Annotated in this window: 17 protein-coding genes; 6 read left to right on the top strand and 11 right to left on the bottom strand. The window is 50.9% G+C overall.

What is annotated here, in order from left to right:
- The 5 genes from ACZ5M3_RS08600 to ACZ5M3_RS08580 all read right to left on the bottom strand — a co-directional run bounded on the left by ACZ5M3_RS08600 (position 1) and on the right by ACZ5M3_RS08580 (position 3,882).
- Positions 1–1,161 carry an ABC transporter permease gene (locus ACZ5M3_RS08600; RefSeq protein ID WP_464839234.1) on the bottom strand — a complete coding sequence of 387 codons (1,161 nt, stop codon included), beginning with the start codon at positions 1,159–1,161 and terminating at the stop codon, positions 1–3.
- Positions 1,154–1,906, bottom strand: coding sequence for an ABC transporter ATP-binding protein (locus tag ACZ5M3_RS08595; RefSeq protein ID WP_464839233.1), 753 nt, complete (start codon positions 1,904–1,906; stop codon positions 1,154–1,156). Before ACZ5M3_RS08595 ends, ACZ5M3_RS08600 begins: the two co-directional genes overlap by 8 nt.
- Complete coding sequence (locus ACZ5M3_RS08590) at positions 1,899–2,306, bottom strand: hypothetical protein (protein WP_464839232.1); 408 nt, start codon at positions 2,304–2,306, stop codon at positions 1,899–1,901. The genes ACZ5M3_RS08595 and ACZ5M3_RS08590 overlap by 8 nt, the downstream gene beginning before the upstream one ends.
- The gene (locus ACZ5M3_RS08585) at positions 2,303–3,619 is read right to left on the bottom strand and encodes a radical SAM protein (RefSeq protein WP_464839231.1); all 1,317 of its coding nucleotides are present in this window, start codon (positions 3,617–3,619) and stop codon (positions 2,303–2,305) included. The genes ACZ5M3_RS08590 and ACZ5M3_RS08585 overlap by 4 nt, the downstream gene beginning before the upstream one ends.
- A gap of 62 nt (positions 3,620–3,681) precedes the next feature.
- Entirely contained in the window at positions 3,682–3,882 is a 201-nt protein-coding gene (locus ACZ5M3_RS08580) for a Cys-every-fifth RiPP peptide CefA (RefSeq protein ID WP_464839230.1), read from the bottom strand.
- 475 nt (positions 3,883–4,357) lie between these two features.
- On the opposite strand from ACZ5M3_RS08580, the gene ACZ5M3_RS08575 reads away from it, so the two are divergent.
- The 3 genes from ACZ5M3_RS08575 to ACZ5M3_RS08565 are packed head-to-tail and all read left to right on the top strand — an operon-like array spanning position 4,358 to position 6,440.
- Positions 4,358–5,161, top strand: coding sequence for an ABC transporter permease (locus ACZ5M3_RS08575; protein ID WP_464839229.1), 804 nt, complete (start codon positions 4,358–4,360; stop codon positions 5,159–5,161).
- Positions 5,139–5,447 (top strand): helix-turn-helix transcriptional regulator, encoded by a 309-nt coding sequence (locus ACZ5M3_RS08570; RefSeq protein ID WP_464839228.1) that lies wholly within the window; start codon positions 5,139–5,141, stop codon positions 5,445–5,447. The genes ACZ5M3_RS08575 and ACZ5M3_RS08570 overlap by 23 nt, the downstream gene beginning before the upstream one ends.
- Positions 5,448–6,440, top strand: a complete 993-nt coding sequence (locus ACZ5M3_RS08565; RefSeq protein WP_464839227.1) for an ABC transporter ATP-binding protein — start codon at positions 5,448–5,450, stop codon at positions 6,438–6,440.
- 7 nt (positions 6,441–6,447) lie between these two features.
- On the opposite strand, the gene purQ is transcribed toward ACZ5M3_RS08565, so the two are convergent.
- Genes purQ through purD form a run of 4 tightly spaced genes read right to left on the bottom strand, consistent with a single transcriptional unit; the run spans position 6,448 to position 9,843 of the window.
- Positions 6,448–7,119 (bottom strand): phosphoribosylformylglycinamidine synthase I, encoded by a 672-nt coding sequence (purQ, locus tag ACZ5M3_RS08560; protein ID WP_464839226.1) that lies wholly within the window; start codon positions 7,117–7,119, stop codon positions 6,448–6,450.
- 1 nt (position 7,120) lies between these two features.
- Positions 7,121–7,363: a phosphoribosylformylglycinamidine synthase subunit PurS gene (gene purS, locus ACZ5M3_RS08555; RefSeq protein WP_464839225.1), complete on the bottom strand. Its 243-nt coding sequence runs from the start codon at positions 7,361–7,363 to the stop codon at positions 7,121–7,123.
- 10 nt (positions 7,364–7,373) lie between these two features.
- Positions 7,374–8,516, bottom strand: coding sequence for a formate--phosphoribosylaminoimidazolecarboxamide ligase family protein (locus ACZ5M3_RS08550; RefSeq protein WP_464840849.1), 1,143 nt, complete (start codon positions 8,514–8,516; stop codon positions 7,374–7,376).
- Positions 8,517–8,526: 10 nt separating this feature from the next.
- Positions 8,527–9,843: a phosphoribosylamine--glycine ligase gene (gene purD, locus ACZ5M3_RS08545; RefSeq protein WP_464840847.1), complete on the bottom strand. Its 1,317-nt coding sequence runs from the start codon at positions 9,841–9,843 to the stop codon at positions 8,527–8,529.
- 105 nt (positions 9,844–9,948) lie between these two features.
- Here purD and purE point away from each other — a divergent pair, with 105 nt between their 5' ends.
- Positions 9,949–10,380 carry a 5-(carboxyamino)imidazole ribonucleotide mutase gene (gene purE, locus ACZ5M3_RS08540; RefSeq protein WP_464840845.1) on the top strand — a complete coding sequence of 144 codons (432 nt, stop codon included), beginning with the start codon at positions 9,949–9,951 and terminating at the stop codon, positions 10,378–10,380.
- A 132-nt stretch (positions 10,381–10,512) separates the two neighbouring features.
- Here purE and purT read toward each other — a convergent pair whose 3' ends face one another.
- On the bottom strand, positions 10,513–11,802 hold the full coding sequence (gene purT / locus ACZ5M3_RS08535) for a phosphoribosylglycinamide formyltransferase 2 (protein WP_464840843.1): 1,290 nt from the start codon (positions 11,800–11,802) through the stop codon (positions 10,513–10,515).
- A gap of 117 nt (positions 11,803–11,919) precedes the next feature.
- Here purT and purM point away from each other — a divergent pair, with 117 nt between their 5' ends.
- Positions 11,920–12,924, top strand: a complete 1,005-nt coding sequence (purM, locus tag ACZ5M3_RS08530) for a phosphoribosylformylglycinamidine cyclo-ligase (protein ID WP_464840842.1) — start codon at positions 11,920–11,922, stop codon at positions 12,922–12,924.
- A 31-nt stretch (positions 12,925–12,955) separates the two neighbouring features.
- Complete coding sequence (locus ACZ5M3_RS08525) at positions 12,956–13,117, top strand: hypothetical protein (protein ID WP_464839224.1); 162 nt, start codon at positions 12,956–12,958, stop codon at positions 13,115–13,117.
- Here the strand turns inward: ACZ5M3_RS08525 and purC are convergent.
- Positions 13,104–13,796: a phosphoribosylaminoimidazolesuccinocarboxamide synthase gene (purC, locus tag ACZ5M3_RS08520; protein WP_464840841.1), complete on the bottom strand. Its 693-nt coding sequence runs from the start codon at positions 13,794–13,796 to the stop codon at positions 13,104–13,106. The genes ACZ5M3_RS08525 and purC overlap by 14 nt on opposite strands.
- Between the last annotated feature and the right edge of the window lie 86 nt (positions 13,797–13,882).

Below are 13,882 nucleotides of genomic sequence, written 5' to 3'. Positions count from 1 at the left end.
TTATATCTTCACTCTAATCAGCCATCTGAGCTTGCTTGAGTCGATACTTTTGATCATTAGAACGCCACTATCAAAGACCCAGACTGCTAGTTTCAACACTAGGGCGTTCCAGAGTATCAAATAGAGTAGCGCTCCCAGGGCCATAAAGTAGTTGCCTGTTACCGCACTTAAGAATGCTTGGACTGGCGCGTAGCCGGGGTCTATCTTCACGATTATGCTCCATAGGCTGGAGGGCTCCATTCCAGCGAAGAGGATCATGATGGGGATAAGGTAGACGACTTCAATGAGACCTGTTACGCTGAGAGCGCTTCTCACGTCAAGGGTAAAGAGTGAAACGAGGAGGCTTGTTAACAGCATCAAGAGAAAGAGCAAAAATGTTCCTGCGGAGAGTAAAAGAAGTGGTGTCAGACCGATGGATATACCACTTGGGGTAACGGAACTCGATTTAAATCTGACTAATGCCTCGAATGAGACAATTAGAGAAATGAGAACAAGTAGGCTGAAGACTACCGAGCTGAACACCTTGGCCAGTATTATTGATCTCCTTGACACAGGGAGGGTTAGCAGGGTTTCGAGGGTCTTATTTTCCCGTTCCATGGCGACGGATGCCGCTATTGCTTGGGAAGCGTAGATGGCTATTACAAAGAGAACTAGCGGTGCTACTAGGTATCCCTTGAGAAGTGAGGAGACATACCTGGAAGGTTCGAGGTTAAAAACACTATTCCCCACTTCCATCTGAAATTCTAGTTTTAACGAGGGTAAAACTATACTCCCAAACCTCAGTACGAGAGTTTTTAACGCCTCCGCCGATCTGATTGCCTTGAAGTCTAGGGGAGTTGAAAGATTAACCTGAATTAACAACCTTGGGGAGACCTCCTTTTCTACAGCTCCCGAGAATCCTGGGGGGATCACTAGAGTTAAGGAAGAGCTCTCGTTGATTCTAACACCATTCCTCTGGAGAAATTCTATCAGGGCCAGTGAGTGTTCCCCTTTATCCTCGTTGACGACTCTGACATTTATTGATGTGGAATGCCCCAAAGATCCGACGATCCCTAAGAGAATGGGTATTAAAATAAGTGGCAGCACTATGGCCGTTAAGAGCCGTTTATCCCTGAAAACCTCCATGAGCTCTTTTCGGAACAGGATCAAGAGTTCACCCATTGGCAACCCTCCTCGAGGCCCTCACGAAGACATCTTCAAGGTTTTCGGCGCTGTACTTGGCCTTAAGTTCCTTGGGGGTTCCAACCTCAAATATAACACCTTTGTGGATTATTGCAACTCTGTCACAGAGAAACTCAACCTCAAGCATGTTGTGGCTTGAAATGAGAACAGAAACACCTTTCTCACGTGAGAACTCCTTTATCCTCTTTCTGATTTCGTAAGCATTCATAACGTCCAGACCACTCGTTGGCTCGTCGAGGATGGCTAGCTTTGGGACAACCATTAATGCTCTTGCGAGCAGGAGTTTTCGAGTCATACCCTTTGAGTACGTGGAAACCTTGTTGTCTAACCTCATTCCCAGCCCTGCAATCTCAACCCCGAGCTCGAACATCTCTTCCTCGTCCTTTCCTGTTGCGTTAGAGTAGAGATTTGCAATAAAGCGGAGATACTCCCTCCCCGTTAGGTTCCTGTATGCCCCAGCTTCTTCGGGTAGGTAGCTTATAAGTCTCCTAACTTCAGCGGCATCAGAGACAACATCATAACCCGCTACTTCTGCCCTCCCCCCATCGGGGGGCATCAATGTCGCAAGGATCTTTAGGGTAGTGCTTTTTCCGGCACCGTTTGGACCGATGAGACCGAAGATTTCATTTTCTGCAATGGAAAAACTAACTTTCCTAAGGGCCTTCACATTACCATAGTCCTTTTTAAGATCCAAAACGTTAACAATGACGTTGTGTTTATCCATTGGGATTATCCCTCCTTGCAGTGAACTCTATTCTTATCCATTGGTGTTTTCTTCCTTGGTTTTTTATCGTGATATAGCAGCTCTTATCTGGAATCGTCAAATTGAATCTAATAAAAGTTTGAGTTTCCCAGGATTTAATTGCTCTGAAGTCTTTCCCTGCCTTCAGACTTCTCAAGTTCTCCCCCGTCAGTAGGTACACAGAGAAGTTCCCTTCTGATTCTACAAATCCAGTGACATGATAACCGGAAGGTAGCTTGTAGTATCGGATCTCGCCAGGCCCATAAAGCACATTTTCGTCAGTGTACATAAATGGAACACTCTTCATGAGCTTGTCTCCTAAAAATCCTATTAAGCTCCCGAAAATAATAAAGAAAACAACAAGGCAAACAATTCGCCTCATTGCCTCTGCACCCCCTTACTTTGCTTCTGATGGCGTTGTTTGTACTCATGTACTATCTCCAGGTATTCCATAATATTCTGGGCCAGCGGCATGCATTCCTTGGCTCTCTCCATAGCACGGAGAGGGCATCCCCCCATGCATACCGGTAAAAGTTTGCACTCATTACATTCTTCGAAGATAAACGGCGTGTATGATGTCCATTTGTCAAGGCGTTTGTTGAATCCTTCCTTTACATGCCCCACAGACTTTTCTTTTACCCCAACCTCATGCCAACATTTATAGATGTATCCTTCAGGATCGATGCAGATATTTCCATATTCCCTAACTGCTCCGCAGGGAAGGTACCTGGGAAACGGGTAGACATTAAGTTTAAAGTCCCTCTCAATTAGCTTGCGATAGAGTTTCTTCTCTACCTTACTGTATTCTCTTAGGTCTTTGATGTAACAGCCCCACGTGTCAGAGGAATGCTCGTACTTTTCCAATTTCGAGAAATATATACTTACACTGTCTTTTAGTCCCTCTTCTTCTAATGTGTCAAGAAGTTTATCGATATTTTTAGCAACTTCTGCATCAACATTTACCCTGATATTTACGTTGACATCCTCGTATTTGATCAGTGTTTTTATTGCATTGATGATTTGATTGAATGTTCCTTTCCCATTTTTGTATACTCGTTTTTTATTATGGGTATCCCTATCGCCATCAAGTGTTATCTGGAAGGTTTTAATTTTTAGTTTATATAATTCTTCTGCAATTGTTGGTGTTATTAGTGTTCCATTTGTAATCATACTGGCAGCATAATTGACGTTGAACTCCTTTGCAAGTTCAAGAAAATTTTCAGTAAGTCTCTTTATCACATTGAGCCCCACTAATGGCTCCCCTCCATACCAGAGCACGCTGAGTAACTTTGTACCATTCTCCCTGATGAGACTTCTCACAAAGTTCACTAACGCCCTTTGAATATCATTAGTCATTATTGGAGAGTTATTGAACTCCTTTCTATCTTGATAGCAGTAAATACACGATAGATTGCATTTGAGGGTGGGAGCTATAACTAAGCCTAGAACTTCTGTGTTGTGTTTTAATGTGTTGTATCTCTCTTTTATGTGTTCAAGCTCGTTAAAATCTTTGGGAATAACGAACATGCCTCTTTTTAGGTTCTCTAACAGTCCCTCATCATTTTTGAAATCTAGGAAAAGATACTTTTTGTATTCCTCTGGGGTCAATTTTGCAAACGCTCCTGTTAAGCTATTGTATATCAGCACATTGTCTCTCTTTTCCAGTATAACATTATATTGCGAATGCTTCAACATTTTAAACTTCCCCCTTTGGGATTATGAAAAATTAAATATGAATAAAACTTAAAAACAAAGCATCAGAAAACATCTATTATGCATCCATCGACTGGGCATAGGTCCGCAGGGCAAAGATTAACTAGGCAGCCATCTGCAATGCATCCGTTCCCTCCGCATCCGCGTATTGCACAGCCTTGGGCCCCACAACCTTGGAGGGCGCAACCTTCTCCACCACAGTCTGCGGGCTTAACTCTGTTAACTGGCTTAACAATCCATTCCATTGAACATCACCTCTTAAAGATCTATAACACATACCAATATGCAAGAGTTTCTAGAGCATGTGTCCCATTTGCAGTGATCAAAAGGGCATATATCAACCAGACATCCATCATTCAAAAGGCATTTGAGATCACTAGTGCAGGGGGATATCCTTGTTAGTGTGACTATCCATTCCAAGGCTATCCCCTCAACCAAAGTTAATGAAACAGTCTATGATACATCCCTTGGCACCACATTGGTTTATAAGGCACCATTCCGGTTCTATTTTGTCCTTATATGTGGGCTCAATTAACCATTCCACTTTATCACCCCCTCATGCTTTTGCACTTATTCCTATGTCTGCAACAAATTATAGGTTTTACCGTAACGGATTTATAAACAAGTGAAATATGTTTATAAATTCATTGAAATCAATCTCTAAAAACATCAAAGCAACGTTTATAAGTAATACGTGTATCCCATACCAGGGGTGTCAGAATGATCAGTGCTCGGGGAAGTAGGACGATCAGAGCGTTTGTTTTCATTCAGAGGGAGGCCTTTTTCTCAAGACGCTTTGATATTCTTTTACAATTCATCAGTTTGGGCTTGAATATCCTCTTCATCGGGATTTTCGCAAAGCTCGTCACGATCAACGCAAACATCTCCCAGTACGGTACCGCAAACTACCTCGATTACCTTCTAATAGGCTCAATAATCCACAACCTTGTCTTCCTGCCAAGGGGAAGTATTTCTTCGTTTGTCCTTGGAAGGGTATTCCCCGTTCTTTACAACTCTCCTGCTTCGCTAACTTCAATCTTCATAGGCATAAACGCCTGGAGGATACTCTGGAACTTGGGGCTAACCCTTGTGATAACTCTCATCTACATCTTTTTCTTTGGGCTGGAGGTTCACTTTAGTCTGGGTGTCATTGTCGTCATCCTGAGCGGAATTCTGCTTATTTTCGCACTTGACCTGTTCTCGGCGGGGTTCAGGATAGCGACCAAAGCGAACCAAGACCCATTAAACTGGTTCTTCAATATAACTGCCCAGCTCGTGAGCGGGCTTTACTTTCCGCCAAGTGCGCTACCGGAATGGCTCCAGCCATTATCAAAGATTCATCCGGAAACATACATCCTTCAGATGGGAAGGCTCACGATGGGCGGCGGCTACTCGTTATCTCAAATCCTTCCAAGCTTATTGAACATGCTCACCATCACGGTTGTAATGCTCCTTGTGGGGTACCTTACCTTCAAATGGGGCTTCAATAAAGCCCGGCAACTTGGAACGCTGGGCCACACTTGAGGTGGGCCTTAGGAGGGTGCACATCCTCAAGGAAAAGTGTGAAAACGGAAAACTCGTGTTGCTTCTTAGAGTGGAGATCGAGATAAACAGCCTGCACAAGCATGAACTGAATGAGTTGGAGAGACAAATACTGGACTTTATTCTCGACAACAATGAGGTAACACAAAGCGAACTGGGCCGGCTGTTTGGTAGAACTAAAGTCTGCAAGGCAATAAGGAATCTCGAAAACATTGGATTGGTTCGGCGTGAGAGAAGAGGGAGAACGTACGTGATCAGGGTGGTCTGAGTGATAGAGGCCGTTAATCTGACCAAATACTACCCCCCTCCAATTAAATCTCTCTTCGATTTGAATAGCCTCAAGGACTTTCTTAAAACTCCGCGAGAAGAGATTCCAGCGCTGGTGGACATCACTTTTAAAGTCAGGGAGGGCGAAATATACGGTCTCCTCGGCCCAAACGGGGCTGGAAAAACTACACTGTGCAAGATAGCCAATGGCCTCGTGGTTCCAACCAGGGGTCATCTTTACATAGATGGGTACGATTCAATAAGAGAGCACGATAAGATTAGGGGCAGAATCTTCACTATCTTTGGTGGGGACAGGGATCTTTTCGGCCTCTTCCAGTGGAGGGTTAGCGTTGAGAAGAACCTGAGGTTTCTCGCCGAACTGTGGGATATTCCTAGGAGAGAGGGGGAAAGAAGAATAAATCACGCACTGGAATTGCTTAATCTAAAAGAAAAGAGACACGAGTGGTATCAGAAGCTATCCGCTGGAATGAGACAGAAGGTTTACCTTGCGTTGCCTTTCATTATTCAGCCGGAGGTTCTTATACTGGATGAGCCCACTGTGTATCTGGACGTGTTCACCAGGAGAGAAGTTTGGGATGCTATTAAGGAGCTTTCGAGAGAGCTGGGAACGACGATACTTTTAACAACACACAACCTGAAGGAGGCCGAAATCCTGTGCGACAGGGTTATGCTGTTTAACAAGAGCAAAATCGCCCAGGGAACTCCAAAAGAACTTATCGAGAGAGTTCAGGCCCTCAAAACGGAGCGGAAAATCATAGCCAAAATTAAAGGGAAAATCAATCCAGGGGACTTCGGGAGGATAGCTCAAAAAATCGAGGTTCAAAGTGATGAGAGGTTTACATACCTCAAGATATACTTCAAAACTGAAGATCTTAATGAAATACTCGGTCGCTTGTCTCACTACAATGTTGTTGATATCCACACTTCCCAAGTAACCCTCGAGGAAGTATTCGCACAACTCTGCAAAAAATAGAAAAAAGCTATTGTTTTGCCCACTCCACCATGCTTTTGAAGAGCCTCAGGCCGTCCTCGCTGCCCAAAAACCTGTCGCTCGCCCTCTCCGGATGCGGCATCGTGCCGAGAACGTTGCCTCTCTCGTTCGCTATTGCCGCTATGTTGAGGATTGAACCGTTTGGATTGGCCTCTTCAGTAACGTTGCCGTTCTCGTCGCTGTACTGGAAGACCACTCTGGCCTTCGAGGGGTCGTCAGTGTAGTAGTTACCCTCGGCGTGCGCTATCGGCATTCGTATGACCTCTCCGGGCCCGTAAAGGGTAGTAAAGGGCGTTTCCGTGTCTTCAACGCGGAGGTGCACCCACCTGCAGAGGAAGCGCGGAATCCTGTTCGGTCTCAGTGCCCCCGGAAGGAGGCCGGCCTCGGTGAGAACCTGAAAGCCGTTGCATATCCCGAGGACGGGCCTTCCTTCCTCTGCAAACTCCCTCACCTCTTCCATTATCTCCTGACGGGCGGCTATCGCTCCGGCCCTTAGGTAGTCCGCGTAGCTGAAGCCGCCGGGGAGAACCACGCCGTCGAAGTCCTTTAGGCTGGTTTTATGCCAGACGCGCTCGGCCTCGGCGCCGGCCTTCCTTATGGCCCTCTCGGTCTCGAAGTCGCAGTTCGTTCCTGGGAACACAACGACGGCGAACTTCACCATCTCAGCTCACCGGCTCGATCCTGTACTCCCACTCGTGAATCAGCGGGTTCGCGAGGAGCTTTCTGCACATCTCCTCCACTTCCCGTTCTGGCTCTTCGCTCTCCAGCTCGAACTCGAAGTGCTTGGGGACGTGCAGGTTTTCAACAGCGTACCCGAGGTTCCTGAGGGCGTTCCCTATGACCCTTCCCTCCGGGTCGTTGAGTCCTTCCCTGAGGCGAACGATGACGGTAACCCTCCACCTCATTCCGACCACCTCACGTGACCACCCTCTCAAGCTCGTCGAGCTCTATTGCACGTTTGATCTCGAGGGCAACCCTCCTCCCGGTACTCATTTCCTTCCTCCAGAGGGCGTTGCCGTAGGGGTGGCCCACCGCCATGTGGATGTTCGTTCCGCCGCCTGTCCTCGGGGCGACATCGTAAATGTAGAAGTTGAGATCTTTATCAACGGCAGTCTGAAGGGTGAACGGCCCTATCACGCCGGGCGAATAGTACTTCCTGGCCGCCTCGACATAGCGCTCTGCCATGTCGAAGACCTTCTCAAGCAGGCTCTCCCTCAGCGTTGAGGATGCATGCCCAGTAACGGTGTACTCCGGCTCGAACTGGTGCTCCGGCAGGGTTAACTGTTGACTTGCAGGAAGCCTTACGTGTCCATCTAAGCTCGTCTCAAAGCGCCAGTCTATTCCCAAAAGCTCAATCTCTCCGTCGATCGGCGAGTAGAAGAAGTCAAAGTTGAAGACCGGCCCAATGATGTAGCGCTCGATTCTGGCCTTCGCGAGGTCCTCCTCCGTAATGACGCCGAGCTTAATCAAGCGCTCCGCCTTCTCCCTGAACTCCCTGTAAGACGCGGCTGTGAAAAATCCCCTCTCAAGCCTCTTCTTTGCGTGGGGAAGTTTGACTATTACGAGGCCAACGTCGTTAATTTCCTCCGGCTTAACTGGCTCCGGGTAGGGAAGTTTGGCTTTTTCAAGGAGCCAGTAGTAGCTCTTCTCCTCGCTCCTCTCCTCACTCCGCAGTAGGTTCCTGCTCCCGAAGAGGGGAACGCAAAACTCGTTCTCAACCCTCTCAATACCCGTGTAGACCACGAAGGAGCGGTTCGGAACGAAGATAACGTTTCTCTTCCTCAGCTCTCCCTGGATGTCTATTATCTGGGCGAACTTCTCCAGAACCATGACCTCGTCGATGAAGCCCTTGGTCAGACCGTCTTTCGTCTTCCTGAGTTTGAAGTACTCGGCGTAAGTCCTGTGCCTCCCCCTCTGGGCGACAACGAGGACGGGCAGGCCTTCCTCCTTCGCACCGTCGGCTATGTCCAGGGCGGAGTGGCTCCCGATGACTCCAACTGTGATTTTCTCGGGGTCGTATCTTTCAAGAACACTCAAAACCTCGTCGCGGCTTATCATCCCCACCACCTCAGCATGAATTTGGCTCGAACTCCCTTCCAAACTCCCTCATCAGGCTAATCCTCTTCTCGACGCTCTCCCTCGTGCCCACGTCCCCCCGGTAGAACAGCTCCCCCTTAACGTGGCCGATGGCGCTCTGCGCTATCCTCTCCGCCTCTTCGAGGGTATCGGAGATTCCAACGATGGCTATCGCTCTTGAACCGAGGAGCGTGAAGTTCTCGTCTATGGAGGCGTAGTAGAGCCTTGCACCTGCCTCTGTTACAGCCTTCTCATCCACCTCGACCTTCACGCCCCTAACCGGGCTCAGGGGATATCCCCTCGGGGCGAGGTACTTGACGACCGTCGCCCTGCGCTTGAACTCCGCCCTTTTGAGGTTCCCGTCAGCTATCCCCTCCGCTATCTCGGTAAGCGGGGTCTTGAGGAGGGGAAGAACGTTCATTGCCTCGGGATCGCCGAAGCGGGCGTTGTACTCGATTATGACTGGGCCTTCCTTGGAGAGCATGAACTGGCCGTAGAGGATTCCCCTGTAGGGCGTTCCGTTCTTCCGCATGGCACCAACGGTCGCCTTCAGGGTTTCGAGGGCCTTTTCGTAGTCCTCCTCCGGAACGAAGGGCAACAACCCGCTTGCACACGAGTAGCTACCCATGCCGCCGGTGATGGGGCCCTCGTCGTCCTCGTAGGCGTGGGGGTAGTCCTGGACGAGGGGCATGGGGAGGACGCGCTTCCCGTCCGTGAAGACCTGGAACGTGAACTCAACACCGTCGGTTCTTTCCTCAATGAGAACCCTCCCGTCCTTTCTGATGAGCTCCTCGGCGTAGGCCTTGGCCTCCTCGTTGTCCCTCAGCTGGTAGCCGACCACCTTGACGCCCTTACCGCCGGTGAGCCCGAGGGGCTTCACGACGACAGGCCTTCCAAAGCCGTCTATCCACGAACGCATCTCTGAGACGTCGTCAAAGACGCGGAAGAGCTTCCTGCCGGGGATCTCATACTCCTCCATGAGGGAGCGGGCAAAGGCCTTGTTGGTCTCAAGCTGGGCGGCCTCTTTGGTCGGTCCGACCGCTGGAATGCCCTCGCGCTCAAGGAAATCAACTATGCCCTTCTCAAGCGGTGCCTCCGGCCCTATGAAGGCAAGCTCCACCCCCCATTTTCGGGCGAGTTCGAGGACTTTTTCGGTATCCGTTTCTCTGGCCAGGCCGTATCCCCTGGCGAGCCTCACCAGCCCCGGATTTTTGTGCCTTGAGACGACGTACAGCTCGGCGCCGCTCCTCACGAGCGCCTCGCCGATGGCGTTCTCCCTACCGCCACCACCAACGAGCAGAACCTTCATGAGCTTCACCATATATTTGTCAAAAACTTAAGTTTTTAAGCTTTGTTTTTACATTAAAATGGCAAAACTTATAAAGGTCAAAGCGAACTCCATCCGGTGAAGTCCATGAAGGTGCTCGTGGTGATGGGGAGCAGGAGCGATTCCCATATAGCCGAGAAGGTTACCGGAGTTCTCGACGAGTTCGGCGTTGACTATGACGTCGAGGTCGCCTCGGCCCACAGAAACCCGAAAAAGGTCGAGGAGCTGGCGAAGAAGGACTATGACGTTTTCATAGCGATAGCCGGGCTGAGCGCCGCTCTGCCAGGAGTCATAGCGGCCCACACGGTCAGGCCCGTCATCGGGGTTCCGGTCTCGGCCAAGCTCAACGGCCTCGACGCACTCCTGAGCATAGCACAGCTTCCCCCGGGTGTCCCGGTAGCCACCGTCGGCATAGACAACGGCAAAAACGCTGCGCTCCTGGCAGTGGAGATCCTCGCGGTAAAGGACAGGAAGCTGAGGGAGAAGCTCGAAGATTACAGGGAAAGGATGCGGGCGTAGGCCCGCATCAGGACAATCTCTTATTCAACCACACCATTATTTTAGAAACATCCCTGATTCAAGCACACATTTTGGAACATTTTAGCATTTTTAAGTCTTTCCTTTTTCCGTCGAACTGTAACAATGTGTTAATCAAATCAGGTGTTTTCTCCTCTCGTAGTCCTGAGAGTGCCACCCTGAACTCCGGGTTCTGAGCTCAATCATGTGGGCGGCAGTCTGGGCGCGCTTCTTCGCCTCGGTAACGTTCCTGCCCCAGGCAAGCACGACCCCGAGCCTCCTCCCGGGGTACGCCTCCGGCTTTCCAAAGAGCCTCACCGCTACGTTGGGGACGCTCAATGCCTTAACCAGTCCGCGGAAGCGCGGCGAGTAACCTGAAATGTTGGCCTTGATGACGTGGGTAGCGGCCGGCGTTAGGATTGGGAACAGGCGGTATCCATCAACCCACTCGCCGGGAATGGGAAGCCCCAAAACAGCCCTGAGGTGGAGCCCGAACTCGGAGAAGCCCGTCGGGTGTGAAGCCAGAGTAACCATGCCCGTGTCGTGGGGCCTCGGGGAGACCTCGTTGGCCCAGACTCTATCACCCTTCACGAACATCTCGACGCCAAAGAGTCCCAAACCGCCGAGGACGTCGGTGATGCGCTTTGCTATCCTGTAGACCTCGCGCTCGGCCTTTTCGCTTATCTCAGCCGGCTGCCAGCTGGAATGATAATCCCCCTCGATCTGGTAGTGGCCGACCGGCTTCGGGAAGGTCGTAACTATCTCGCCGTTCTCGTCGTAGTGCCTCACGGCAAGCTCCGTTATCTCGACGTCGAAGTCGATGTGCTCCTCGACTATGAGCTTCTCGGCACTACCGCGGGCCTTCTTCTTGGCCTCTTCCCAGGCCTTCGGGACGTCTTCTGGCCCCCCGACAAAGTAGGAGCCCTTTCCGGAGGAGCTCATTATGGCCTTGGTGTGGCAGGGGTAGCCTATCCTCTCGCAGGCATCGTATAGCTCGTCTAGAGTTTCCGCGTAGGCGTAGCGAGACGTTGGAACTTTGGCTTCCCTCGCGAGGATCTCCCTCGTCCTCTCGCGGTGCATGGCAATCCAGGTCGCTTTCGCGTTGGGGACGACGAAGTAGCCGTCCTTCTCAAGCTCGAAGAGCGCATCGAGGTTTATCGCCTCGATCTCGGGGATTATGGCGTCGGGCTTCTCCCTCTCGACGACCGAGAACAGGAAGTCGGCATCCCTCATATTCCCCACGTAGGAGCGGTGAGAAACCTGCATCGCCGGGGCGCTGGCGTAGCGGTCAACCGCTATCACCTCAACACCGAGGCGCTGGGCCTCAATGGCCATCTCCTTCCCCAGCTCGCCGCTCCCCAGGAGGAGGATTCTCTGGGCGGAGTCGGTCATGGCAGTTCCGAGTTCATCGCGGGGTCTTATCATGAGCACCACCTCATTGATTGACGTTAAAATGTTAAAAATTACAAATATTTAAGCCTTTTTAAGCATAAATATGGCAAAGCTTTTAAGCTCTCCATGAAACTCTCACCGGTGATGCTCATGCTGACCTACGCGCAAGCGGGAGTCGATGACGAGAAAACCGCGAGGGCCCTCGGGGAAATCATAGGCCTTGCAAAGAAGACCTTCGGGTTCAGAAGGGGGAAAGCGGGCGAACCCGTTGAAAACCTCGGCCACTACGCGGCGCTGATGGATTTCGGCGAATTCTATCTCGCTATGACGACGGATGGGGTCGGGACGAAGGTTTTGATAGCTGAAGCCGTCGGCAGGTTCGACACCATCGGTATAGACATGATAGCGATGAACGTGAACGATTTGCTCTGCGTTGGGGCCGAGCCGGTAGCTTTAGTTGACTACCTCGCCGTCAGGGAGCCCGACGAGGGGGTGTTCGATGGGATAGCCAGGGGTCTCTACGAAGGCGCGAGGCAGGCGGGGATAGCGATAGTCGGGGGAGAAACCGCGGTGATGCCCGACCTGATAAACGGCTTCGACCTGGCCGGAACCGCCATAGGCCTCGTTGAGAAGGGAAAGGTGATAACGGGTGAGAAAATCAGACCCGGTGATGCTGTGATAGGAATAGCCAGCTCCGGAATTCATTCCAATGGTCTTACGCTGGCCAGGAAGCTCCTCATCCCCAAATACGGACTGGAGTATGAGTACGAGGGGAGAAAGCTCTGGGAATGGCTTTTAGAGCCGACGAGGATTTATGTTAAGGCCGTTCTCGAACTTCTGGAGGGCGTCGAGGTTCACGGCCTGGCGCACATAACGGGCGGAGGCCTGACCAACCTCAAGCGCCTGACGGACTACGGCTTTTCCCTCCAGATGCCCCCTATCGAGGGAATATTCGAGCTGATCCACGAAAACGGCGTCCCCCTGGAGGAAATGTTCAGGGTCTTCAACATGGGCGTCGGCATGGTGGCCGTAGTGCCGCAGGAGGAGAAGGAGGAAGCCCTGGAAATCCTGGGCAGGCATTTTGAGGCTTTCGAGCTTGGAACCGTCACGGAGGAACGGGGGATAGTGGTGAAGAACTACGGGGTAAGGCTTTAAGCCCCACTCCCAAACTTTTCCCGGTGGTCGCATGGAGCTAACGGTAAAGAAGAAGGCATTCCTTGAGAACCTGCCGGAACTTGTTGAAAAGGCCGTAAGCGAATACGGAATCCGGCTGAGGAAAATAAGTATAGAGGAGGATGAGAAAGGTTGCTACACTGTCCTCATAACCTACGGGGCTAAGCCCCGGTGAGGCGCCTGTAGAGCTCCTCATAGGCGTTTATCAGGTCGCCCCTGTCGAAGCGGAAGACGTCCTTATCGAGGCTCTCCTTTGTTCTGGCGTCCCAGAAGCGGCAGGTGTCCGGGCTTATCTCGTCGCCGAGGACTATCTCGCCCCTCCCGTTCTTCCCGAACTCCAGCTTGAAGTCGACCAGGATTATCCCGCGCTCGGCAAAGTACTTCCTCAGAATCTCGTTCACCCTGAGGGCTATGCGCTCCATCTCCCGTATCTCGCCCTCACTTATCCCGAGAACCCTTGCATGGTGGTGGTTTATCATGGGATCGCCCAGGCTGTCGTCCTTGTAGTAGAGCTCGACTATCGGCTCCGGCAGCTCGGTCCCCTCCTCAAGGGGAAGGCGCCTCTTCAGGCTTCCGGCCACGACGTTTCTAACCACGACCTCGACGGGGTACATCTTCAAGCGCTCGACGATGAGCCTGCTGTCACCCGCGATGCCTATGAAGTGCGTCTTAACGCCCCTCTCCTCAAGGACTTTGAAGAGAACCGCGCTAATCTGGGCATTGAGCCAGCCCTTGCCCTTAAACTGGCCCTTCTTCCTGCCGTCGAAGGCTGTGGCATCGTCCTTGAACTCCATAACGGCCTTTCCATCGTCGAGCGGGATAACCTTCTTGGCCTTACCTTCATAAACCTGCATGGGTTTCACCATCTTTATGTAAAATTTCCCACTATTTAAGGCTTATTTTAACATTTACATGTCAATCAATGGGCAAAGCTTTTAAA

The organism is Thermococcus coalescens, from assembly GCF_055392585.1.
Note: the sequence above shows the minus strand (reverse complement) of the source record. Positions and strands in the feature narration are given on the sequence as shown.

Bases quoted from the DNA above. Each gene is read 5' to 3' on its own strand.
- purQ (WP_464839226.1), bottom strand. From the start codon at position 7,119: ATGGTGAAGTTCGCCGTCGTTGTGTTCCCAGGAACGAACTGCGACTTC.
- ACZ5M3_RS08550 (WP_464840849.1), bottom strand. From the start codon at position 8,516: ATGATAAGCCGCGACGAGGTTTTGAGTGTTCTTGAAAGATACGACCCC.
- ACZ5M3_RS08580 (WP_464839230.1), bottom strand. From the start codon at position 3,882: ATGGAATGGATTGTTAAGCCAGTTAACAGAGTTAAGCCCGCAGACTGT.
- ACZ5M3_RS08590 (WP_464839232.1), bottom strand. From the start codon at position 2,306: ATGAGGCGAATTGTTTGCCTTGTTGTTTTCTTTATTATTTTCGGGAGC.
- purS (WP_464839225.1), bottom strand. From the start codon at position 7,363: ATGAGGTGGAGGGTTACCGTCATCGTTCGCCTCAGGGAAGGACTCAAC.
- ACZ5M3_RS08525 (WP_464839224.1), top strand. From the start codon at position 12,956: ATGGAGCTAACGGTAAAGAAGAAGGCATTCCTTGAGAACCTGCCGGAA.
- purD (WP_464840847.1), bottom strand. From the start codon at position 9,843: ATGAAGGTTCTGCTCGTTGGTGGTGGCGGTAGGGAGAACGCCATCGGC.
- purE (WP_464840845.1), top strand. From the start codon at position 9,949: ATGAAGGTGCTCGTGGTGATGGGGAGCAGGAGCGATTCCCATATAGCC.
- ACZ5M3_RS08575 (WP_464839229.1), top strand. From the start codon at position 4,358: ATGATCAGTGCTCGGGGAAGTAGGACGATCAGAGCGTTTGTTTTCATT.
- purC (WP_464840841.1), bottom strand. From the start codon at position 13,796: ATGCAGGTTTATGAAGGTAAGGCCAAGAAGGTTATCCCGCTCGACGAT.
- purM (WP_464840842.1), top strand. From the start codon at position 11,920: ATGCTGACCTACGCGCAAGCGGGAGTCGATGACGAGAAAACCGCGAGG.
- purT (WP_464840843.1), bottom strand. From the start codon at position 11,802: ATGATAAGACCCCGCGATGAACTCGGAACTGCCATGACCGACTCCGCC.
- ACZ5M3_RS08600 (WP_464839234.1), bottom strand. From the start codon at position 1,161: ATGGGTGAACTCTTGATCCTGTTCCGAAAAGAGCTCATGGAGGTTTTC.
- ACZ5M3_RS08595 (WP_464839233.1), bottom strand. From the start codon at position 1,906: ATGGATAAACACAACGTCATTGTTAACGTTTTGGATCTTAAAAAGGAC.
- ACZ5M3_RS08585 (WP_464839231.1), bottom strand. From the start codon at position 3,619: ATGTTGAAGCATTCGCAATATAATGTTATACTGGAAAAGAGAGACAAT.